Source organism: Clostridium sp. 'deep sea', from assembly GCF_014931565.1.
GTDB lineage: Bacteria > Bacillota > UBA994 > PWPR01 > PWPR01.
Map to the genome: position 1 here is coordinate 3564304 of NZ_CP063353.1, position 22727 is coordinate 3587030.

Here is a 22727-nt window from a genome sequence, read left to right on the forward strand (position 1 = left end):
CATAAAAAATGAGTGAGTTTTTATTATTTACATACCTATTTTTCAAAGCAGTATCCGAAAACCGCTATAAAACTGGCACTATAAAAGTTATTATTATATTATATAAAAGAGTTAGGGGGAATTGTATGAGTAGTATTAAAAGCTATCAGCAAGCCAGAGTAACTAAAGATAAAAACTTTGATGGTAAGTTTTATTTTGCTGTAAAAACAACTGGTGTGTTTTGTCGTCCATCATGCCCTTCTCCTATAGCTAAAGAACACAATGTAGAGTACTTTACCAGTATTTTTTCTGCCTTAAATAAAGGCTATAGACCCTGTTATCGTTGTAGACCTGATTTAAATGTTGACTATTATAATAGTAATATTGATGGAAGTAAAATAGTAAGCGAAGCGCTTAAACTAATATACGATGGTTACTTAAACTTTAATTCTGTGGTAGATTTAGCAAAAAAGTTTTATATCTCTGATCGCCAATTACGTAAGCTATTTAACCAAAACATTGGGCTACCACCGGTTAAGGTTGCTTTATACCACCGTGCTATTTTTGCCAAAAAGCTGCTAAGTAACTCACAGTTATCTATTACAAATATTGCCTTTGCGGCCGGCTTTGGCTCTATTAGGCAGTTCAATGCGGTTTATAAAAATATATTTGGGGTAACCCCAACTGATACTAAAAACAAAACAAGTAGTAGCAATGTACCACAGAATAATGTTTTATATCTAAAATACCAAAAACCATTTGACTTCAATCAAATACTTAGCTACCTAAAGTTAAGAGCTATAAGTGGGGTTGAACAGGTCACTAATAATAGCTATTCACGTACCTTTAGATTAAATAACATCAAGGGTTATTTTACAGTAACAAATAATCCTGCAAAATCTGCCTTAGAGCTAAAAATTGTTACTGATAATATAAAGGTATATATGCCAATAGTAAATAAGGTAAAGAGGTTATTTGATTTATATACAAACTTTAGTGTTATTAGGTCAATTTTCAGCAAAGACCCAATCTTAAAGCAAGGTTTAATTAACAATCAAATACCTAATTTGCCTGTATCTATTAATGCCTATGAGGTTGTAATAAGGGCTATATTAGGTCAGCAAATTACAGTTAAGGCAGCAACCACGTTAGCAGGTAGGTTAGTAAAAAAAGTCAACATTACAACAACAAATTATCCTAATTCACTTAGTCACTTTTTTCCTAAGCCTCAAGAGCTTTTAACTACAGATATTACAAATATAGGCTTAACTAAAACCAGACAACAAACCCTAATGGCGGCAACACAGGCATTAATAAAAGGTGTTTTTACTTTAGAAATGAGTCAGCCTTACAATCAGTTTATAAATGAATTTACTAGCGTTAAAGGAATAGGCAACTGGACCGCTAACTATGTAGCTATGCGAGCTTTAGCTATGGTAGACGCCTTTCCGGCAAGTGATTTATGGGTAATTAAGGCCTTAAGCCCAAGCCAGCATAAATTAAGCCAAAAACAAATATTACAAATAGCAGAAAAATGGCGTCCATATAGAGCCTATGCAACCCTATGTTTATGGAACTATGCTAGTAAAATGGAGGAATAAGCAGTGTATTATTCAATATTTAACACCCCTATAAGTGAGGTTATAGCTGTAGGAGATGAGCAAGGACTACAAATGCTTCATCTCAAGACTAATCAAACTAACAGTAAATTTACGCTAAGTAAAAGATGGCAACTAAACAATAATTATTTTACCGAGGTTAAGCAGCAAGTTTTACAATATTTAGCTGGTAATCGCAAGCACTTTACCTTAAAACTAAACCCCCAAGGCACAGAGTTTCAAAAACAGGTTTGGCAAGAGTTATTAAAAATACCATATGGCCAAACTATTAGTTATAAACAACTAGCTATCAACATAGGCAATGCTAAAGCTTCGCGGGCTGTTGGGGCAGCTAATGGCAAAAATCCGCTAGCAATAATTATTCCTTGCCATAGGGTTATTGGTAGCAACGGCAAACTAACAGGATACGCCCACGGACTAACAATTAAGCAAAAGTTACTAAATACTGAAAAGCTTAATGAGGTATATGATGTATTACTACAGCATTACGGCCCTCTTAATTGGTGGCCTGCTAAAAATAGCTATGAGGTAATGGTAGGAGCCATTTTAACTCAAAATACTAGTTGGAGTAATGTTGAAAAAGCCATCAGTAATTTTAAACAAGAGCTAACAGCCCAATTAATAAAACAACTTAGTATAAATGACTTAGCCCAAACCATTAAACCCAGCGGCTATTATAATCAAAAAGCTAAAAAGCTAAAGGCTTTAACTGACTGGTTTGAGCAGTATGACTTTAATATTTTAAACACAAAACATAAAACAACTCTTCAGTTACGTACAGAGCTTTTAAGTATCTTTGGAGTAGGTAAAGAAACAGCCGACTGCATATTAACCTATGCCTTAAAAAAGCCTTCATTTATTATAGATACCTATACAAAAAGGCTCTTAACTAGGTTAGGGTTTAAACTGCCAAACGAGTATAATGAAATTCAAAATTTATTTCAGCAAAGTATTGCTCCAGATTTATATAAATATAATGAATATCACGCATTAATTGTAAAACACGCTACAGAGTTTTGCTTTAAAACCCCAAAATGTACTAACTGTCCTTTATTAAGTCTGTGTCAAAGAGAGCATGTTAGTTAGTAATCTAAAATTAGCTAATAAAATTAAATAAATAGCTAATATCAAAAAGAGGTCAAAGCAATAAACTGCAAGCTAAGTCCTCTTTAATATTTATTTACTTATTTAGTTAAAATATAACCTACTCATAATAATAATATAAGTAACATAAGGCAATTGCTAATTCTGCATCACTCACTGGATTATTAGGCATAAATCTTTTATTCTCTGACTTAATAATACCTAAGGCATCACAAAAAGCGGCATAACCTAAACAGTCTTTAGCGATTAATTTACTGTCTGTAAAAGAGACCTTGTACAAACTACTTACCTTAGCTATTTTTTCATACTTTAAGGCTCTTATAATAAGCTCTGCTAATTCTATTCTAGTAATATCTTCATTACCGTTAAAGTCAACAACCTTATTATCTATTAAACCATAGTTAACAGCAAACTTTAGTTCTTGGTAATACTTAGTATCTCTACTTATGTCTAAAAATAGAGGTTCCTCAAGTTCTGCTATGTTATTGCTTAATGCAGATTTAAGTTTATTTACAACTGCTGTTACTGCTTGTGCTCTGCTAATGTTTTTATGAACCTCTATTAATCTAGTTGATAAGGCATTAAAGTCTAGAAGTGATCCATCTACAGCATCAACGATGTTACTAAAATAATAATTTTGAGGCATTCTATAAACCAATCTGTACTCATAGGTAGGTTTATCTATATTTTTACTGGTATTAACTTTGGCATAACATAACTCATAATTATAGTCTTCTAGGTATCTTTCAAAGGCTTCTTTTGCTGTAATTATATTTTTATTAGGCAATTTCTCAGCATCATTCCAATTACAAGTAAAAGCAAAAACAGTTAAATCCTTTGGGTTAATAAATATGCTTATTTCATTATAGGGATATTCAATTCCATTAATAATATTAGTAAAAGTAAAAACACCATGATCTTTATTAATTAAAGATTGTTGGCAGTTTAGTTCTTTAAATTTTTGAGGATAAAATTTAGACACAACCTCTAGCGCTTTATTATAACAACTACTCCATTGGACATCATTTAGTTCAATATTTGGTGGATTATCAAGTAAAACATATAGCAATTGCGAAGTTAAAGCATCTATATATATGTCACCTGTAATATTCTCATCATTTTTAGTAAATATAAATTCACTATGCCATAGTTGTTTTAATAAAACATTTTTTTTACCAACATAGTTAGTACTAATAACCTTAAAATTACTGCCATAAAAATATTTTAAGTAGTTGTTAATAAAGTAATTAGCTACCTCTTTTTTGGTTGGTTCTGTGGCATTAGTTATCGCTACTTCTGTAAAAAGTTGTTCTTTTTGTTGCTTACTTATATCTAAACTTGCTTCATAGTTTCGTATTGTACCGTTTTCATCAATAAGAACGCCTTTTTCAGCATCAATAGCATAGGCATTTGGTAAAGTTGTAGAATAAGTTACAATATAATCTTTATTAGTAGTAACAGCTTTATTGTTTACAAGTTTGTATCTGGGCTGTAAGTTTAAACTCTTTTCTATTAAAGCTTTAACTGTATCTTTAGACATATTGTTCTTAATAGGCTTTAGTACAGCCTTGTTATCCCAACAACAAGAATAACTAGTAACCTCTTTTGTGTTTGCATTAACTTCAATCAATACCTCATTGCTTACCACCCATTTACCATTATATTGTCTTAAATAGGCAAAATTATAGTTAAGTAAATCATTGTACGCTTCGTCTAAAACATAATTTTTATATTTAGTTTGTTTATAAATACTGTAATTTACTTTTTTAAAAAAATTGTCTGCAATATCTTTGGCTTCAGTTAAAGTAGTAATATTACATTTTTCTTGAGTATTACAGTTAACTATGGGGTGCTTATCAAATACAGCCCTTTCAATACTTCCTGTTAAAGTATTTACTACTACTTTTAAATATAAGGTATGTAAATCATTTTTTATAGTCCAGTTAATATCCCATGTATCATTTTTAATATTTAAATAGCTTTTTTTATAATTTATAGTTACCTTTTCATCTCTATTAATACTATAATTCCAGCCTGTTTTAATAAAATTAATTGCCTTAATTATAGCCTGATCTTCGGTTATTTTAGTTGCTTCATTTGTATTTATTTGGGCAAAAGCTGTTATTGTTAAACTCATTACTAATATCATAACTATAATAAATGACAATAGTTTTTTCACTTAAATAAACTCCTTTTATGTATTATCAGTTATTATTTTATCATAAATTTTACCATTATAATGGTTTATTATTAGTACTTTGAGTAAATTTTCTACCGTTATACTATCGGTAGTAAGTTCTGGTTTACTTATTGTCATAAATAGCAGTAAAACAACTAAAACAACTAAAACAAAGTACTATTAATAGCGTGTATCTTAAGTATCATATTAAAAAAATTAATAAAATATATAATTAACTAAGCTTATTCTAGTCAATACAGCAGTATAGAATTAATAATAATAACCATTACAGTAACTTAAACATCATAATATTAATATTGTGTTACAAAAATTTACATAATAATGAGGTAGCTTGATTAATTTGCTTAATAATGATATATTTTTAAAAATTATTAACAACATTAGTTGTTAGTAAAAAAACTATTAGGAGGACACTATGGGTAAAACTAATAGAGGTAAAAATATTAAAAAAACTCCAGGATGGAGAGGAAAATGCCCAGTATGTAATAGAACTGGGGTAAAACTAATGTGGACCGATGCAGATGGTCAAAAAGTATGTAAAATTTGTGGAAGTAAATAAATACATAAACATAAAGATAAAGGCTCACTCTGCTTAAAGAGGGGCTTTTGTTTTTTTTAAAGACTTTGCTTGACTAACAAGTAAATTAGTAGTATTCTTTGTTGTAGAGACTGCGTGGTCTCTTTGGGGGTGTGAAGTAATTGAAAAAACAGTATTTTGTAATAGCAGAAAGCAAAAGACAAAAAATCGAAAAAACAGTTTTAGCAGAGTTTTCAGCTCACTTTTATTATGAAGCATCGCTTAATAATATAGTTAAACAAAGTGGAATCTCTAAAGGAGGTTTGTTTAAGTATATAAACTCAAAAGAGGATTTATATTTATATTTATATCAAAAATACCTTAACGAGCTAGTAAGCTATCAAGCAGATAACTTAAATGCAAAAACAACAGATTTTTTAGAGCGAATTAAAGAGTTAGCACACTTAAGTTTGTTATACTATCAGCAAAATGAACACGTATATAACTTTATTTTAAACGGCTTAACTGACTACTCGGCAGTGGTTTACAAAAGAGTGATTGGCTTAAAAAATGAGGTATTAAAAAATTATCATAATCAATTGCTCAAAGGGATAAATTTTAAAAACTATCACTACTCAAAACAGCAAATGTTAGAGATTTATGAGTGGATAAGTACAGGTATTAACGCTAGCATTAAAAACACAAATACAATTGAAGATATTTTAGCTAAATTAGATATGCTTGTAGAGGTCTTAAAGTTTGGGGTTATGAGGAGGTAATTTAATGAATTATTCTATATACAATAAAAAAAAAAGTGATACAATAATTTTTTTAAATGGAGCAGGAGTAGGTCAGTGGATGTGGACTAAACAAATAAAAAACCTTAAAGATTATCAACTAATTACCTTCGACTATCTTGGCCATACAGCAGATAATAAACACTTTGTTAACATGCAAACAGAAATAAACAGGCTTAAAGAACTTATGCAAGACCATTGTACAGCTAAAGTATACCTTGTTGGCTTTAGCCTAGGGGCTCAAATTAGCTTACTAGCTCAGCAGCAGTTGTTAATAGAAAAAGCCATAATTATAAGCACCCTAAATAAGCCAAATAAACTGATGTACCAAATCCTAAAGCCTTTTATAAAGCTCTCAATGCCTTTTGTTAAATATAAATGGTATGCCAAATTAAATGCTAGCCAACTTAATATTAAACAAGAGTTATTTGAAAATTATTTTGTAACCTCAAAATTTTTAAGCTATAAATCATTAAAAAATATTTATAAAGAAAATATGAGTTTTAAGTTTGGTAAAGTAAATAATGAAAAAACAAGGGTATTAGTAGGTGCTAATGAGGTTAAGGTTGTAAAACAATCAGCTCAAGAGTTATCGAGTAACTTTATAGAAATAAATAATGCTGGCCATGACATACCTTATAATCACTTTGAGAAATTAAATAAACTAATTACACAATTTTTTAAATAATTCTCTGAATCACTAAATAAAATAAATAAGAACTAAGGGTAAAATATATTGGTAAAATGTTTTGCCCTTAATTTTATTTAAAAAGCTATTAATACTGTTTTGCAAATAAGATTAGTGATTTTTATTATTTTAGTTAACTTATTGTGTGTTAAAACAATATAAAATATAATTAAGTTAGTTACTATATGTAACTAGTGTCTAATATAGGAGGGAAAATACATGAAGTATGTTACCTTAGGTGCTACTGGTTTAAAGGCGTCAAGATTTGGATTAGGATGTGTCAGATTCATTGATGATGGAGAGCAATCTGCTATAAAGCTTATAAGGTATGCCTTAGATAACGGAGTTAATTACCTAGATACAGCTTATTACTATGGCAATAGCGAAGAAATTGTTGGTAAAGCACTTACAAATGGCTATAGAGATAAAGCCATATTAGTAACAAAATCACCCTTAGCTAGTTGTGAAAAGTATGAAGACCTCGAAAAATACCTAGACATAGAGCTTAAAAAACTACAAACAGACTACATAGATATTTACTTAATTCATAATATTGATGCTAAAAAATACCATAAAGTAGCAAAGCTAAACTATAAAAAGTTCTTCGAATCCATGAAGAAAAAAGGCAAAATAAGATACCATGGTTGTTCAGTACATGGCTCTTTTGAACACCTTAAACAAGTAATAGATAACCATAGTTTTCAGTTAATGACTTTGCAAGTAGGTTTATTAGATACCGACATTCAAGCTGGGGTTAAAGGGTTAAAATATGTTAGCCAAAACTATAATATGCCCACTTCAATAATGTCACCACTTAGGGGTGGAAACCTTGTTAAATATGCTCCTCAAAAAGTACATGACTTAATAAATAGCTTTCCTGTAAAACGCTCAATAGCAGAATGGGGTTTTAGGTACTTGTATAATATGCCCGAGGTTTCGGTTGTATTAAGTGGAGTTAGCAATATAGAGCAACTTAAAGATAATATTAAAATATTTAGCAAGGCTGAAACTAATGTCATAAACATTAAAGAGCAACAACTACTGCAAAATATAAAAACGGCATTTTTAAAAAGCTATGCTGTTCCATGCACTACCTGTAAATACTGTTTGCCATGCCCGCAAAACATTAACATACCTAAAATACTAAGCCTATATAATAAAATTTCAGTAGCTCCTAACCACATAGATAATCAGTATTATCAAAACGAAATGATTGCTAATAAAACAGATGTTAGCCAATGTATAGAGTGTGGTGCCTGTGAAAAACAATGTCCACAAGAAATAAACATAATTAAAAAATTAAAAGAGGCTCATGAAAAATTATCAGAAAAAAGAGAAGCAATAGGCTTATTATCAATTTAAAATATTTGAGACCATTAAAATAAATTTAAAAAAATAAAAGGTTAAGGTAAAAGTGCTACTTAAAAAGTGCAAAATTTACCCTAACCTTGTTTTTTTACAGTAATCTTATATTAGTATATCAATTTTTGATGTCTGTTTAACAGAATTTTTTCTTTGAGTAGCTACTTTGTTATTGGCAACAGGCTTTATTGTTTGGTTATCAGTATTTTCAGTACCATTAACTTTCTTTTTGACTTCATCTTTATCGTTATTATTGATTTTAGCTGTTTCCGTATTTTTAAGATCTTGATTTGCTGTTTTTTCCACTTTCTTGGCAGTTTTTCTTAAATCATTATTTATTTTATTAGATTTTTTAATAATACTATCTTCGAGATTATCAATTTTCTCTTCAATGCTTTGACCAGCTGCTGGATATTTACCGCTACTGGTTGCAATCCTCAGCTTGTTCTTTAATTCTGTGCGTACCTTACCCATAGTTTGTAAATATGAGTATCCTGATACTGCAGAAAGCATATGTGCTGAATTTATATCTGCTACAGTTCCTACTCTTTGTATTTGTTTCTTCTCATTATTAGAGATATTTACTGTTTTTGATTCACTAGAATTGCATTTTACTTTATTTTTACTTTGTTGCTGAATTTGTGTTTCAATTGACTCAATTTGCTCTTGTATAGCTTTGATTTTCTCCTGCTTTATTTTTGGGTCCATTTTACTTTCATTAACTTGTTTTAGCTGCTTTTGCAACTGCATTTTCTGCTTTTCAAGTATTTTTATATTATTATCTGTAGAATAACAGAATTTATTTGAGCTTGAAACTGCTGTAATATTCATTAACTTCCTCCCTAAACAAAAAATTTACTATTATTCACTACAAAATATTTCGGTAACATTTTAATATTCTTTAAATCCTATTTTAAATTAGATTTTTCTTATATGTAATAAATTACTTATAGTTCAAATTAATTTTAATTTCGAAAATAAATATAGCTTTAACAATGCTGTTGTTACACAGTATTTTAAAGTATATTTATTGTTGACTAATATATTTTTATTGATTATTATAAAAAAAATATCTTTAGTTAGGAGCTTATATGAATACATTTATTAGCAACTATATAAAGCAAACAACCTATACAAATCCTCACCAATATGCTTATTTATACAGTGATATTCCAAACGATATTTGTAGTATAGTTAAAATAGTTAACAACCTCTTAATCCATCCTTCTAAGCTTTCAAAATATTCAGATATCAATGTTAATGAAACTGAAATATGGAATAACGAACCAAAAACAGTATTTGATATTTTAAAAAAATTAGCAAAAAAGAACAATACCAGCTTAGTTAATGCTAGAGCAAATAATGAAAAAGTAATTGTTACCTGTAGGGGTTTTACCCTTTTATTAACATCAATATTGAGACATAAAGGTATACCTGCAAGAGCACGAGCAGGTTTTGCTCCCTATATTGTTAAAGAAATTAATATAGATCATTTTATTTGTGAGTGTTATATTAAACAGCAGCAAAGGTGGGTATTATTGGATGCTGATTTTCTCAAAATAGATTTTGATAAAAGTGAGTTTTGCTATGTTGCCAATGTATATTTAGATTGTTTATCAGGTAAAAAGGATGCCTTAAAGTTTGGTTGTGATGATAATTGGGGATTTTCATATATTATAATGTATTTAAACCTAGATTTACTTTGTTTATGCAAAGCTGAATACTGGTATAATCCCAAAACCCCAATTACTAATAAACTTTATTGGAGCGGAAAAACAAGCTATAATGAGGCTACTAAAAACTTATCAACTAATGAAAAAAAATTATTGTTTGAGCTTGCTAAGTTAATGCAATACTGCAATGAAAACTATAGTAGGCTACAAGATATACTCAATAATGACTTGTGTTTATTGCCGAAACTATAAACCCTAATTATGTTTTTTAATATATACTAGCTATGTTTTTTCCATAATAAACTATTTATATTATAATTAAAAAGTCTATTAATGAGAGCACTTGTTTAAGGCTCTCATTTTAATGTATAAAAACCATAAAAATCACTTAATTATCACATGAGTAAAACGTGATTTAGGTAGTTTTAACAGGTAAAATGAACATAGGCAATATTAATAATACTATACAAGGCAAAATAACTCTAAGTGTAATAATCAAAGTCAAATATTTAAAGTAAATAATATTTAAATAATAAAATACGAAAATAAAGTAGTTGATGGTGAAAACTACACTTAACAAGGTATAATAAATGTATCATATAAAGCCTTTTATAAGTCTAAACAAGGTGGTGAATGAATTGAGTAAAATATATTTAGTAGAAGATGAAAAAGCTTTAAGAGATTTACTAGTATCATACTTAAAAGATGCTGGTTATCAAGTTACCTCTTTTGAAGATGGTTTACAAGCCAAAAATCATATTAAAGATAAACCAGATTTATGGATTTTAGATATTATGTTGCCTGGAATAGATGGATATTCGTTAATTAATGAAATTAAAAAGCTCTCCGCAAACATCCCTGTAATTTTTATGTCAGCTCGAAGTGCCGAGTTAGATAGAGTTATTGGTTTAGAAATGGGCAGCGATGACTATTTACCTAAGCCTTTTTTACCCAGAGAACTAGTACTTAGGGTTAATAGAATATTACAAAAAGAGCGATTACCCAAAGAAAATACCATTTTAAAGATAGGAACATGTAATTTTAACAGGCAAAATAGAACCATAAATAGCAATGATAAAGAGATTCAATTAACTGTAAAAGAATTTGATATATTAAACTACCTAGTTATAAATAAAGGATTAGCTATTAGCCGTACCCAAATTATAGATAAAGTTTGGGGAGCAGACTATTTTGGATCAGAGCGAGTAGTAGATGATACCATAAAACGTTTACGCAAAAAGGTTCCTGAACTACCTTTATCATCAATTTATGGTTACGGTTATATCTTAAAAGTGGAGTAAAAACATGAATAAACGGTTTAAATCAATTAGTCTAAAAATATGGTATGAGATGGCCAAAATTGTAGGCATTATCTTCATACTTGTTTTCATAATGAACATACTAATAGCTGGTAAATTTAATGAGGGTTTTGTTTATGAACGCTTAAATGATGTAGCTAAAAATACCGAAAACCAACAAGATTACTCATTGTACATGCAACAAGAGCAACAATGGGTAGATTTGTTTAGTGTGAAAATGGAAAACAATAACTATTTTGTTACCCCTCATGGTTTAAACCGATTTAGTTTAGCAAATAGATTAACCCGTAAAAAGGCTATAAATATAATTGCTGAAAAAATATCTCTAAACAACAATGATACACAAGGAAAAATAACAAAAGGTTTTGACTCATACTTTTACTATGTGGTATGGAACCCCACTAAAACCCAAGCCGATGTATATTACACTGTATTGCCAAATTTGGTTTTTAGTTGGAAATTAATTTTACCGTTATCATTTTTATTGATAGTAAGCTTTTTTGCTGTTAGGTTGGCAACAACAAGACTGGTTAGACCAATAAAAGAGCTAGAGAAATTTGCTAATGAAATATCTAAACGTAATTGGGATGTACAGGTACCAAAAATAGAGTCAGATGAAATTGGCATATTAACAGAGGCTTTAGCCAATATGAAAGAGTCACTAAGAGTGGCAGAGGAGCGAGATCGAAAGTTTTTGCAATCTGTGTCGCATGATTTAAAGACCCCTGTTATGATAATAAAAGGTTATACTCAAGCTGTTATGGATGGAGTAGGGGTAACCTCTTTAGATGAGTCTTTACTAGTTATTAAAAAAGAATCAGAGCGTTTAGAACGACGCATAACCCAATTACTTAGGTTAAATACCCTAGATCACTCATTAAGAATTAATGATAATAAACACATAATAAGAGTAGATAGACTCTTAAAAAGCTTGGTAGCAAAATTTAAAGTAATAAGACCAGAGCTAGTATGGCATTTAAATTTGAAGAGCGTTGAGATTATGGGTGATAGTGAGGCACTTTTAATTGCTTTTGAAAACATTTTAGACAATCAGCTTAGGTATGCTAAAAGTGCAGTATGTATAGAAATAAACACAAAAAATAATTTAATAATTAAAATAGCTAACGATGGCGAAAAATTTTCAAGTGATGACCCTATGGAATTATTTGATTCCTACAAAAAAGACAAAAATGGAAACTTTGGTTTAGGCTTAGCTATCGTAAAACGAGTTGTAGAAGTACATGATGCAAACATAAAAGCTCACAACACTGCAACAGGAGTGGAGTTCATAATAATATTTAAAAATGGCTTTTGTGCAGTATAAATACCAATAAAATCAGCTATTTTAGCAGTTTATGTGCCAAAATGTAGCAAAATTCTATTATCTTAGTTTGACAAATAGCAAGAATAATGCTAAATTGTGAGTGCTTAAATTTTTAGTAAATTAGTTTAACATGAATATTTTTAATAGGTGTTCATATAAGTATCATCCTAATTAAGAATTGTATCGGTTATCTCTTTTAGTAAATTTAAGAAAAAAAATTGGGAGGTACTATAATTATGAATGGTACAGTAAAATGGTTTAACTCAGATAAAGGTTTTGGATTCATCACATGTGAAGATGGAACAGATGTTTTCGCTCATTACTCTAAAATCAATGGTAGTGGTTTCAAATCTTTAGAAGAAGGCCAAAAGGTTACTTTCGAAGTAGTTGAAGGTCCTAAAGGTTTACAAGCTGAAGAAATTAATGTTGTTCAATAATAAAACTATATAATAAAAAGTGATTTTGAGTTTACTCAAAATCACTTTTTTTGTTTTATATAAAAAAAAGCCTAATCTCATTACAATGCACTTATATGAGACTAGGCTTATAGAACTAAGTATGTAAACTGTATTGTAAATAAATACGTGTAATCAAATAAAACTTAATAGCAATATATTTACTCGTCTTTATTAAATTTAATATTTGTAAGGGTGTTTTTAGGCTTATAAACATGAATGCAAGCTAGGATGTTGTTGTGTCTTATATCAAATTTCAAATAATTATCTATGCAACTATATATTTTAACTATAATTGATAATTTAAGCCATGTTAAGTAGCTTGTTGTAATTTAGTTATATTAATTTCATATATGTAATATGTATATGTTTATTAAATAAGGGCTTACCTCTTTGTTTTTTGAGGTAATATCTTGTTCAGCTATAATATTGTATACATTATTATAAAAAATTTTACATACCTATAAATATGGTAGTACTAAATAATCAGCCAATTATAACAGTTTTTTTAAATTGTTATAACACAATTCTAGTGTATGTTAGATGATAATATAAACATGTTTATTGAGTACTGCAAAAAAGCTAGCAACACATGGTAGCTAAAGCTTAATTTGAAAGCATATAAAACAGTGGTATACTGGTAAACAGCAGTATTCTATAAAATAAAATGATAAACTAAATATATTATAATTACAACATAAAATTTATGAATCATGCTTTTAATAAATAGCTTAAATAACTAGTATAAAAAATAAAACTAAGGCTTTAAAAAATGCTCTATTACAATAATCAAAAGTCAGTTAAAATATTATAAAACATATTATTGTGACATGTGTTTACAAAAAAAATAAGGTATGTTATTATTCCAGTAGGAACAAGAGTATGAGAATGCTCTCTTTCTTTTGGGATACTCGTGTATGCAGTATCCACTCACCCAAAATAAGGTTTTAAATAACCTTTAATCGTGAAATTTTACATTAGTAAAATTTCTTAATTGTGAGCCAAATTATATAAAAATATATATAACAAAGGGAGGCTTTTAAAGTGTCTTACGTACAACAAGTTTTAGAAAAGGTTAAAGCAAGAAATCCACATGAACCAGAGTTCTTGCAAGCGGTTGAGGAAGTTCTAATTTCATTAGAGCCAGTTATCGAGCAACATCCAGAGTACGTTGAAGCAAATCTTTTAGAGAGAATTGTAGAACCTGAAAGACAAATTCTTTTCAGAGTACCTTGGGTTGATGACGAAGGTAACGTTCAAGTTAACCGTGGTATGAGAGTACAGTTTAACGGAGCTATTGGACCATACAAAGGTGGTTTAAGATTCCATCCTTCAGTTTATGTAGGAATTATTAAGTTCTTAGGTTTCGAGCAAATCTTTAAAAACTCTTTAACTGGTCTACCAATTGGTGGCGGTAAAGGTGGTTCTGACTTTGATCCACGTGGTAAATCTAATGCAGAAATCATGAGATTCTGCCAAAGCTTTATGACTGAACTTTACAGACACATTGGTCCAGACGTAGACGTTCCTGCTGGTGATATTGGTGTAGGTGGAAGAGAGATTGGATACCTATACGGTCAGTATAGAAGAATTAGAGGCGCTTTTGAGAATGGCGTTTTAACTGGTAAAGGACTACCTTATGGTGGTAGCTTAGTAAGACCTGAAGCTACAGGTTTTGGTGCAACATATTTTGCTAATGAAGTTCTAAAACACGAAGGTGAAACTTTTGAAGGTAAAATCGTAGCATTATCTGGTTTTGGTAATGTTGCTTGGGGTGCTGCTCAAAAAATTAGCGATTTAGGCGGTAAAGCTGTTACACTTTCTGGTCCTGATGGATACATTTATGATCCAGACGGAATTACTGGTGAAGAAAAGATTAATTATTTACTAGAAATGCGTGCTTCTGGTAGAGATAGAGTTCAAGATTATGCTGATAAATTTGGCGTTGAATTCTTCGCAGGAGAAAAGCCATGGGGTCGTAAAGTAGATATCGTTATGCCTTGTGCTACTCAAAACGAAATTCGTTTAGAAGATGCTAAGAAGATTGTTGCTAATGGAATTAAATATGTTATTGAAGTTTCAAACATGCCAACAACAAATGATGCCTTAGCTTATCTACAAAAGAATAACGTTATTGTAGGTCCTGGTAAAGCTGCTAACGCTGGTGGCGTTGCTACATCTGCATTAGAAATGTCTCAAAACAGCTTAAGAATGTCTTGGACAAGAGAAGAAGTTGACGAGAAATTACGTCAAATTATGATTAATATTCACAACAATGCTATGACAGCAGCCGAAGAAACTGGTTTAGGCTACAACTTAGTTGCTGGTGCTAACATTGCTGGATTTAAAAAAGTTGCTGAAGCTATGATGGCTCAAGGTAACTACTAAGAGATCATTTATAAATAAATAATTAAAACCTCGGTTTAGGCCGAGGTTTTTTGTTATGTTAATAAACCCTGAAGGGGATCTCCCTGCTATATTTTAGGTGGGTATTTTAATTATAAGCATTATTAAATAATAAATTATTAAGGCAATGCTCCCTTTTAATAAGTTAAACTAGTAAAATAATAGAAAAATTATAACTTTAATGCTAATATAGATATAATATTTTACAAGGGGAGCTTTAAATGATTGTAATACTTATAATCTTGTTATTTATAATCTATATTATCATTAATACCCATTACCTAAAAATATCAAAAGTTAAATTATATAACTCACCCCAATATCTAAAAATTGCCCATATATCAGATATTCATGGTAAATTAAAATTCCTTAATGGAGATTTAACTACAATTCTGAATAACCAAAAGCTAGATTATTTAATAGTTACAGGTGATCTGGCTAATAATTATGAGCAAAGAAGGCTGGTTAGAGATGCTCTAAATAAAGTTAATGTAACTTACAAAACCTTAATTGTACTAGGTAATTATGAGAGAATAAAATACAAAATGCCTAATAACACAGTAAGTTTTTTAACAAGTGCAAGCATAAAAAAGTACTTTAATAATGACAAGGTACAGGTTTTAGTTAATGAACCTTTTGTGCATGATTTTAACAAAAAAAGAATACTCTTTTGGGGATTTGATAACTCCATATATGGCAGAGAAAAATATAATAATGGCATTAATGATCGAAAATTCAGTTATAAAATACTATTAGCCCACTCACCAAGAATTTTAAGTTTTATCAAGCAGTATAAAATACAAGCAGATTTGCTATTAGTTGGGCATACGCATGGCAATCAAATTAATCTGCCTATCTTAAAAAAAATCAAAAACAATTATCATAAATATCATATAGGAATGAAATATACTAATAATATGCAAGTAAATATCTCCAAAGGCTTAGGCACATCAAGATTAAATTTAAGAGTTAATAGTCTTCCAGAGATAACAATCATAGAACTGTTACAGTAGTAGTTGAAGCACTATAGGGTGATAGTCATTGCTGTAGTCGGAGTATTTTTTTGATTACTATATTTACTTGGTAGTGGTTAACAAAATGTATGGGGTTACAAGCACGATACAATAAGTAATATTACTGATAAAATAATGAATCGAGTAATAGAATGGCAAAATAGAAGCCTTAACCATTGCTATCCATTTATATTTGTAGATTTAAATTAAAGAAGGCATTAACATCTAGGGTACGATTATAAGAAGGATATTTTAGGTGTATGGATAGATAAAGTAAAAGTGCACATTATTGGTTAAATATCTTTCAAGAGATAAAAGGTGTACAAGATATATATTATAATATCTATGGACGGTTTAACTGGATAGAAGATGCTGTAAGAAAGCTTTAATACCACAATTTGCAAAAGTTTAAGGAAAAGTGGTCTGGGTATAACGGAGCAATAAGTGGGAATGCAGTTGGATACATGTTGAGCTCTAAACACCTAGAATGCGCCACATGTCTACCTGAGCTTTTCTGTAACAAATAGTAAATAAAAATATAATATTAAACATTCTCATAAAGAGATATTTATAATCAAATCACCAAACTTTTTATTTATAATCATTGACCCTTTCTCACATATTGACAAAGTATAGAAGTGGTATTATGCTTATTAAGCGTAATATAAATACATAGAAATTTGGTGAAAAAATGAATAGGTCGTCTAGAAGCATTGTTAAGTTTATTTTACTACTAACTCTTTTCTTATTTGTTTTTATTGGATGTCAGCAACAGGCATCCGTAAATAATGATGAAGAAAGTTTAGTTATAGAGAGCGTAAAGATTGAAAATTTAGTCAATTTTTTAGGTCGAAATTCTTATACTACAGCTGTTAGTGAGACTTATAGTAATGAAAGAGTAACTCTTTATGGAGAGAAAATATTTGCAAATATAACATTTTCTGAAGACGTTACAGATTTACAATCATCAAGTGAAATGCAACTTCTTGTTGATGAAGAGGTTAATAATGTTATTAAGCAAGCCAATAAAGACGTAGAAATTAATATTTGGGCAATTAATAACAAAGAAATTAGAGTAGGAATCAGTGAAGATATTAATTCAAGTGAAACAAAGGAATACAACATAATTATTCCTAAAAAATTAATGAGTATGGCTAAAAAAACACTTGATACCCAGCAAGTGATAAAACTAAAAGTAGTGCCTCATGTAGATGTTAAAATTATTAGTAAAGATGAAAAAAATCCTTTAACATATGGTACATTTAATACCTTTTCATGTAGTTTAGGAAAAGGATCAAACTATAGTTTTATTATAGAATTTAATAAAGATGTAGATAAAGATGGTGTACTTGCGAAGGTAAAAGAGGCATTTGATAAATACAAAGCAAAATACAAATGGATTAATGATAAAGAGCTTGAAATTTCTTTACATGAAATACAACAGTGCATTACAGAAAGCATAGATCTATTAAATGTTTTAGATTCTAACGGTAATAATATATGGAGTACACCAATAATAAACATTGATATTATGAATTAATAGGGCGCTAAGTCTCCATTAATGAATTGAGTTTAATTGCTTCCCTCAAATTAAGAGTGAAGAATCAAAGCAATTAAGAGTTATGGTAATTTTTCTTGCGAAAAATCTTTTATTGTATGTGGTCATCTCTCCAGAAGAGAATAGAAGAGAAATCATTACAACTTAGTTTTATATCATATCAAAAATAAAGTGGATTTTGCTGAAAATGTTTTCTGTGATTTTTCACGAAGTGATTATCTTAGCTTATAAATAAGATTGAGGATTAAGAGGATGTTCTAGGTCAAGGCACAAGGAATTTTTATGCATATAAAAATTCCTTGTAACGCGGAGATTGGGCATCCTCTAAATCCTTGGCTTAGTTATAGGGTGTGATAGCACCAAACTTATTAGCGTATTGCTCACCAGTCTGGGGGTTCCTGGGGCTGTTAATATTATAAATATAGCCACTCTTGCCGTAACGGCCACGTTTATTCTCATCATAATAGGTGTCATCCATAGCTAAGTGTTTAACAATTAAACACATAGTTACATGTTTACTACCCTCATAATGATCCTTGCACCATAGTAGTTCACACTCTAGGTTTAAAAAACACTCCTTAATGCGAGGGGCATTAACTGTTTTGGCCGGTTCACTTGTAAAGCCAGCTTTAATAATTTCATTGTCTGAGTCTTCATTGTTATTTATGGTAGCCTCACATCTATCATATAAGTCTATGGTAGGAAAATTTATAACACACTCTTTAGTTTCAGTAATGCTTTTGTATAGATGACCTGTCTTAGAAACAGAACCAATTATGGCTAAAAACTCACCATTATCTCCTACAAACGAAGACCATGATTGTAAACAGGCATTAGGTTTGCCATTATCTTTATACGTAGTAATTAAAAAAATAGGTGTAGGTATAGCTGTTAAATAGTCTTGCCATGAAAACAAACTAAACTCACCAGGCCATTGTTCTTTAAAGCTTTCAGGAATATTAAAAAATTCTTTTTTCATTATTTTTCACCTCATGAAACTAACCTAAACTTATAAATAGTTGTTTAGTATTAATATATTAGCAGAAATCAGTATAACAAACAAGTGTTTGCAGATTTTATTAAGTATTAAAGTATACTTAAATATAAAAAGCAAAAACACCTTTAGTAAACATAATTAATATTAATCAGTAATTTCCAAATAACCATAAAATTCAACAATATACGACAGTTAAACTAATATAAAAATTGTAATATAAGCTTGTATTTTTTAAAGTATAATATAATTATGAGTTAATAAATAGTAGTGTTTATCATACAATTTATTGTACATAGTAAAGTTAGATTTAAAGTGAGGATTTCATAATGACATTTAAAGAATTACATGAGGTAGCAATAAAAACCTTAAACCCTAGGCAAATATCCCAAAAGTCTTTTGCAGGTTCAGTAGCTGCTGCACTTTTAACTGCTGATGGCAATGTTTATACTGGTGTTTGTATAGATACTCCAAGTGGAATGGGATTTTGTGCAGAACATGCAGCTATTGCAAGCATGATAACAGCAGGCGAAACAAAAATAGTTAAACTAGTTTCTGTACATTATCGCAAAGATATCGTACCACCCTGTGGTAGATGCCGTGAGTTCATAAGCCAAATTAACGATGAAAATATAGACTGTGAGGTATTAATTTCTGAAGACAAAGTAGTTACTATTAAAGATTTACTACCTTATAGGTGGGTGTAGAATAATGCAAAATAGGTTACATTGTTTGTTTTAAGTATCTGTAATAACTATACCATATTTATGGTAATAATTATGGTATAGTATAGTACATAACTAACATTAAGCAGGTGGACAAATGAAAATTATTAAGGTAGCAAATAGAGGTTTATTATTTACCTTTAATGAACTTAACAAACCACCCTATAATTGCATTACTAACGTGTATGTTATTGTAGGTAAAAATAATTTTATTATTTGCGATACGTATTTAGGAAAATTTTATATGAAGGATATTAAACAATATCTCGTAAATAATTATGGTAATAAGAACTATATAGTATTTAACTCCCATAGTCATTGGGATCATGTATGGGGTAATATTTCTTTTAAAAATAGTAAAATAATAGCCCATAACTTGTGTAAAGAAAACATGGTCAATGAGAGCGATGAGGATATAAAAAATAATATTGCTTTTGCTAAAGAAGAAGTAAAAATAATATTGCCCAATACCTTGTTTAGCAATAGTTATGAGCTAAAAGAAGAGGGTTTAACATTCTTTTACAGCCCTGGTCATTCCAATGATTCGAGCTCATGTTATGATATTAGGGATAATGTTTTATTTGTAGCAGACAATATTGATGATCCTTTTCCCTCGTTTATATGCTGGGACAATCTTAATGAGTACCTTACAACTTTAGAGAACTACCTAACCTATAATGCTCAATTTATAGTTCAGTCACATGGCCCAGTTACCAACAATAAAGTAATAATAAGTTGCATAGATTATTTAAAAAAACTAATTAGTAATAAAAAAATGAGCTTTTCTTCAGCAAGCCAACAGCAAAAACACCTATATAATTTACAGGCATTAAAAAAAAGCTACTAAAAAGATTTATTGTATCAACTATAAGAATATAGCCCTAGTACTACTTACTTAGGGCTATATATACAAATGGTATAACATTGGCTAAAAAATTAACTGCAAGCACGGGCATTAAACCGTAGTTAACATACATATAGCTTAGTAACATACCAACTATTAATGGAATTATAAATATTGGGTGAATTAAAGCAAACAATAAAGATGCCATAAAAATACTTATAGCTCTTCGTAGTTTAGCTTCTTTAACAAAATACTGTAACATAAATACCAGGATAGATATCATTAAAAATCTAAAAATAAGCTCCTCTGTTAATGCAGATCTTAAAGAGTATAAAACTGCATTTAGGGGATCTAGTAACTCAAGAGGAGGCTGGGCTTTAAAGAGTTGGCTCTTATTACCTATATAAGCAGCTATATTAACATAACTATTAACTGCAACTATCACAACAGCCATAACAGTTAAAACTATGATGTTTCTTTTTTGATTTTTTTTATTAAGCCTCCACCAAATAGGTAGATCTGTGTGTTTAGCTAATAAATAACCTACTATACCAGCTAAAACTACAATAACAAAATCAGAAATACTCTGCGATAAAGTTGCCTTTTTAATAAAAACAACGCCAGCTAAACCTAAATCTAAAAGAACAACAACAATACCAAATACCAAAATTAATGTTATTGTTTTATGTTTCATATTAATTAATACCCTCCTTACTAAGGGTTAAAAACTGCTACCTAACTATTATTTGTTGTTTAATACAATAATATATATGAATCAAAAAAAACAACTAAAACCTTATAACATAATGCTAATTATTACATAATTTAGGGTAAATAATATAATAACTTTGTGTAATGAAGGAATTATATGCTAATAAAATTTTGACAAAGCCTAGTTATGGTTGTAACATGAAATAAGTGAAGATACAAAACTACAGTTTTTTGTTTTATATTTCACATAAATGCCACATGAATAAGGTATAATTTATTGTGAAATTATAAGGTATTTATTTACTTTAGTAAGTCATTTTTAGCACATTATATAGACTAAATTATGCTAAAATAAATTTAATAATTAATCATTATTAATCTCAAAAAACTGAAACATTGTGTAAAAACTATCGTCTAAAATTTAGATATGTTGGGTATATAAAAACAGACATAAAATAGGAGAGTGATTACCATAAATACATTCAAGAAAATACTTATAGCAGTTGCTACACTAACCTTAACTCTTAGTTTATTTGCAGGTTGTACACCAAAGTCAGATAAACCACCAGTAGTGAATAATAAAGAGTTTGAAATTGAAACTATTAACTTAGAGAATCAGGTTAATTTTACAGGCAGAGTAACATTTGAAAAGGCCTTAGAATTAAAATATGAAGGTCAACAAGTAGAGTATTTTGGTGAAAAATTAGTAGCTAAAATTAAGTTTAGTCAAAACTTACCTACAGGTAAGAACATTAGCACAAATAATTTGGCATCCAAAACATCTATAGAAGAAATAATTAAAAAAGCTAACCCCAACATAGACTTAAAGGTTGAAATTACTAAAGATGAATTAGAAATAACCGTAAGTGATTCGGTTGAAGCAACAGAAGACAAAGAGTACGAAATTAAAATTCCAAAAACTATTCAAAGTGTTTCTGGAAAAACCTTAAAAGAAGACTCAACTATCAAGTTAAAAATGAAACCACATACCTTTGTAAAAGCTGTTAACAAAAGTAAGTCAAACCCATTGTTCTTTGACGGTACTTACAACACCTATTACATTAATGTTCAGGAGAATTCTAGTTTAGTTTTTTATTTACAGTTTAATAACGATATAGACAAAGCAGAGGCATTAAAAAAAGCTAAAGAAGCATGTGATTCACTAAATGCAACCTATAAATGGATTACAGATAAAGAGCTTAAGATATATCTACCAAAAATAAAAACAGATGAAGAACTAAAAATTGATTTAACAGATGTAATAGATAAAGACGGAGAGAAACTTTATACTAGTCCTGTTATATCTATTTTAGTAGGTAAATAGAACAACAATCCTTAAAGTATAACTTTAAACAGTTATAATAAATACTGGCCAAAGCATAATATTAAATAGCTTTAGTCAGTATTTTTTTTATGACCATGTAATAAATAATTGCCTT

The 22727-nt window shown here is 29.4% G+C and carries 20 protein-coding genes and 2 pseudogenes; 17 read left to right on the forward strand and 5 right to left on the reverse strand.

Translation table 11 applies throughout. The features are described 5' to 3' along the window. The first annotated feature begins 125 nt into the window (after positions 1-125). The 3 genes and pseudogenes from IMX26_RS16475 to IMX26_RS17995 all read left to right on the forward strand — a co-directional run. The gene (locus IMX26_RS16475; protein WP_195159451.1) at positions 126-1580 is read left to right on the forward strand and encodes an AlkA N-terminal domain-containing protein; all 1455 of its coding nucleotides are present in this window, start codon (positions 126-128) and stop codon (positions 1578-1580) included. Between the two features lie 3 nt (positions 1581-1583). Then, a pseudogene (locus tag IMX26_RS17990) lies at positions 1584-2057 on the forward strand (methylated-DNA--[protein]-cysteine S-methyltransferase); the annotation flags it as partial. 87 nt (positions 2058-2144) lie between these two features. After that, positions 2145-2684: pseudogene (locus tag IMX26_RS17995) on the forward strand (endonuclease); the annotation flags it as partial. Between the two features lie 118 nt (positions 2685-2802). Here the strand turns inward: IMX26_RS17995 and IMX26_RS16485 are convergent. After that, positions 2803-4881 carry a YcdB/YcdC domain-containing protein gene (locus IMX26_RS16485; protein ID WP_195159452.1) on the reverse strand — a complete coding sequence of 693 codons (2079 nt, stop codon included), beginning with the start codon at positions 4879-4881 and terminating at the stop codon, positions 2803-2805. A gap of 15 nt (positions 4882-4896) precedes the next feature. Beyond that, complete coding sequence (locus IMX26_RS18220; protein WP_279324870.1) at positions 4897-5019, reverse strand: hypothetical protein; 123 nt, start codon at positions 5017-5019, stop codon at positions 4897-4899. 298 nt (positions 5020-5317) lie between these two features. Here IMX26_RS18220 and IMX26_RS16490 point away from each other — a divergent pair, with 298 nt between their 5' ends. The 4 genes from IMX26_RS16490 to IMX26_RS16505 all read left to right on the forward strand — a co-directional run bounded on the left by IMX26_RS16490 (position 5318) and on the right by IMX26_RS16505 (position 8266). After that, positions 5318-5461: a hypothetical protein gene (locus IMX26_RS16490; protein ID WP_195159453.1), complete on the forward strand. Its 144-nt coding sequence runs from the start codon at positions 5318-5320 to the stop codon at positions 5459-5461. A 140-nt stretch (positions 5462-5601) separates the two neighbouring features. Continuing rightward, positions 5602-6198 (forward strand): TetR/AcrR family transcriptional regulator, encoded by a 597-nt coding sequence (locus IMX26_RS16495; protein ID WP_195159454.1) that lies wholly within the window; start codon positions 5602-5604, stop codon positions 6196-6198. A 4-nt stretch (positions 6199-6202) separates the two neighbouring features. Beyond that, entirely contained in the window at positions 6203-6904 is a 702-nt protein-coding gene (locus tag IMX26_RS16500) for an alpha/beta fold hydrolase (protein ID WP_195159455.1), read from the forward strand. A 219-nt stretch (positions 6905-7123) separates the two neighbouring features. Continuing rightward, positions 7124-8266, forward strand: coding sequence for an aldo/keto reductase (locus tag IMX26_RS16505; RefSeq protein WP_195159456.1), 1143 nt, complete (start codon positions 7124-7126; stop codon positions 8264-8266). A 105-nt stretch (positions 8267-8371) separates the two neighbouring features. Here IMX26_RS16505 and IMX26_RS16510 read toward each other — a convergent pair whose 3' ends face one another. Further along, complete coding sequence (locus IMX26_RS16510; protein ID WP_195159457.1) at positions 8372-9097, reverse strand: FlxA-like family protein; 726 nt, start codon at positions 9095-9097, stop codon at positions 8372-8374. 260 nt (positions 9098-9357) lie between these two features. Between IMX26_RS16510 and IMX26_RS16515 the strand changes: the two genes are divergently transcribed. From IMX26_RS16515 to IMX26_RS16550, 7 genes are all read left to right on the forward strand, one after another. Next, on the forward strand, positions 9358-10191 hold the full coding sequence (locus tag IMX26_RS16515) for a transglutaminase-like domain-containing protein (RefSeq protein WP_195159458.1): 834 nt from the start codon (positions 9358-9360) through the stop codon (positions 10189-10191). Between the two features lie 386 nt (positions 10192-10577). Continuing rightward, complete coding sequence (locus tag IMX26_RS16520) at positions 10578-11240, forward strand: response regulator transcription factor (protein WP_195159459.1); 663 nt, start codon at positions 10578-10580, stop codon at positions 11238-11240. A gap of 4 nt (positions 11241-11244) precedes the next feature. Further along, positions 11245-12582, forward strand: a complete 1338-nt coding sequence (locus tag IMX26_RS16525; protein WP_195159460.1) for a HAMP domain-containing sensor histidine kinase — start codon at positions 11245-11247, stop codon at positions 12580-12582. Positions 12583-12818: 236 nt separating this feature from the next. Continuing rightward, on the forward strand, positions 12819-13019 hold the full coding sequence (locus IMX26_RS16530) for a cold-shock protein (RefSeq protein WP_279324872.1): 201 nt from the start codon (positions 12819-12821) through the stop codon (positions 13017-13019). 1062 nt (positions 13020-14081) lie between these two features. Further along, the gene (gdhA, locus tag IMX26_RS16535; RefSeq protein WP_195159461.1) at positions 14082-15425 is read left to right on the forward strand and encodes an NADP-specific glutamate dehydrogenase; all 1344 of its coding nucleotides are present in this window, start codon (positions 14082-14084) and stop codon (positions 15423-15425) included. 239 nt (positions 15426-15664) lie between these two features. Continuing rightward, positions 15665-16456 (forward strand): metallophosphoesterase, encoded by a 792-nt coding sequence (locus tag IMX26_RS16540; RefSeq protein ID WP_195159462.1) that lies wholly within the window; start codon positions 15665-15667, stop codon positions 16454-16456. 691 nt (positions 16457-17147) lie between these two features. Continuing rightward, positions 17148-17996, forward strand: coding sequence for a hypothetical protein (locus IMX26_RS16550; RefSeq protein WP_195159463.1), 849 nt, complete (start codon positions 17148-17150; stop codon positions 17994-17996). 355 nt (positions 17997-18351) lie between these two features. Here the strand turns inward: IMX26_RS16550 and IMX26_RS16555 are convergent, their stop codons facing one another. Next, positions 18352-18993, reverse strand: coding sequence for a flavin reductase family protein (locus tag IMX26_RS16555; protein WP_195159464.1), 642 nt, complete (start codon positions 18991-18993; stop codon positions 18352-18354). Between the two features lie 344 nt (positions 18994-19337). Here IMX26_RS16555 and IMX26_RS16560 point away from each other — a divergent pair, with 344 nt between their 5' ends. Both IMX26_RS16560 and IMX26_RS16565 read left to right on the forward strand, forming a co-directional pair. Continuing rightward, positions 19338-19715, forward strand: coding sequence for a cytidine deaminase (locus IMX26_RS16560; protein ID WP_195159465.1), 378 nt, complete (start codon positions 19338-19340; stop codon positions 19713-19715). A 115-nt stretch (positions 19716-19830) separates the two neighbouring features. After that, complete coding sequence (locus IMX26_RS16565; RefSeq protein ID WP_195159466.1) at positions 19831-20580, forward strand: MBL fold metallo-hydrolase; 750 nt, start codon at positions 19831-19833, stop codon at positions 20578-20580. Between the two features lie 40 nt (positions 20581-20620). On the opposite strand, the gene IMX26_RS16570 is transcribed toward IMX26_RS16565, so the two are convergent. Continuing rightward, positions 20621-21271 carry a CPBP family glutamic-type intramembrane protease gene (locus tag IMX26_RS16570; protein ID WP_195159467.1) on the reverse strand — a complete coding sequence of 217 codons (651 nt, stop codon included), beginning with the start codon at positions 21269-21271 and terminating at the stop codon, positions 20621-20623. A 480-nt stretch (positions 21272-21751) separates the two neighbouring features. Here IMX26_RS16570 and IMX26_RS16575 point away from each other — a divergent pair, with 480 nt between their 5' ends. Further along, a complete protein-coding gene (locus IMX26_RS16575) occupies positions 21752-22612 on the forward strand; it encodes a hypothetical protein (protein WP_195159468.1) in 861 nt (286 codons plus the stop codon). Positions 22613-22727: the final 115 nt, after the last annotated feature.

Bases quoted from the DNA above. Each gene is read 5' to 3' on its own strand.
- IMX26_RS16475 (WP_195159451.1), top strand. From the start codon at position 126: ATGAGTAGTATTAAAAGCTATCAGCAAGCCAGAGTAACTAAAGATAAA.
- IMX26_RS18220 (WP_279324870.1), bottom strand. From the start codon at position 5,019: ATGACAATAAGTAAACCAGAACTTACTACCGATAGTATAACGGTAGAA.
- IMX26_RS16490 (WP_195159453.1), top strand. From the start codon at position 5,318: ATGGGTAAAACTAATAGAGGTAAAAATATTAAAAAAACTCCAGGATGG.
- IMX26_RS16500 (WP_195159455.1), top strand. From the start codon at position 6,203: ATGAATTATTCTATATACAATAAAAAAAAAAGTGATACAATAATTTTT.
- IMX26_RS16505 (WP_195159456.1), top strand. From the start codon at position 7,124: ATGAAGTATGTTACCTTAGGTGCTACTGGTTTAAAGGCGTCAAGATTT.
- IMX26_RS16510 (WP_195159457.1), bottom strand. From the start codon at position 9,097: ATGAATATTACAGCAGTTTCAAGCTCAAATAAATTCTGTTATTCTACA.
- IMX26_RS16515 (WP_195159458.1), top strand. From the start codon at position 9,358: ATGAATACATTTATTAGCAACTATATAAAGCAAACAACCTATACAAAT.
- IMX26_RS16525 (WP_195159460.1), top strand. From the start codon at position 11,245: ATGAATAAACGGTTTAAATCAATTAGTCTAAAAATATGGTATGAGATG.
- IMX26_RS16530 (WP_279324872.1), top strand. From the start codon at position 12,819: ATGAATGGTACAGTAAAATGGTTTAACTCAGATAAAGGTTTTGGATTC.
- IMX26_RS16540 (WP_195159462.1), top strand. From the start codon at position 15,665: ATGATTGTAATACTTATAATCTTGTTATTTATAATCTATATTATCATT.
- IMX26_RS16550 (WP_195159463.1), top strand. From the start codon at position 17,148: ATGAATAGGTCGTCTAGAAGCATTGTTAAGTTTATTTTACTACTAACT.
- IMX26_RS16555 (WP_195159464.1), bottom strand. From the start codon at position 18,993: ATGAAAAAAGAATTTTTTAATATTCCTGAAAGCTTTAAAGAACAATGG.
- IMX26_RS16560 (WP_195159465.1), top strand. From the start codon at position 19,338: ATGACATTTAAAGAATTACATGAGGTAGCAATAAAAACCTTAAACCCT.
- IMX26_RS16565 (WP_195159466.1), top strand. From the start codon at position 19,831: ATGAAAATTATTAAGGTAGCAAATAGAGGTTTATTATTTACCTTTAAT.
- IMX26_RS16570 (WP_195159467.1), bottom strand. From the start codon at position 21,271: ATGAAACATAAAACAATAACATTAATTTTGGTATTTGGTATTGTTGTT.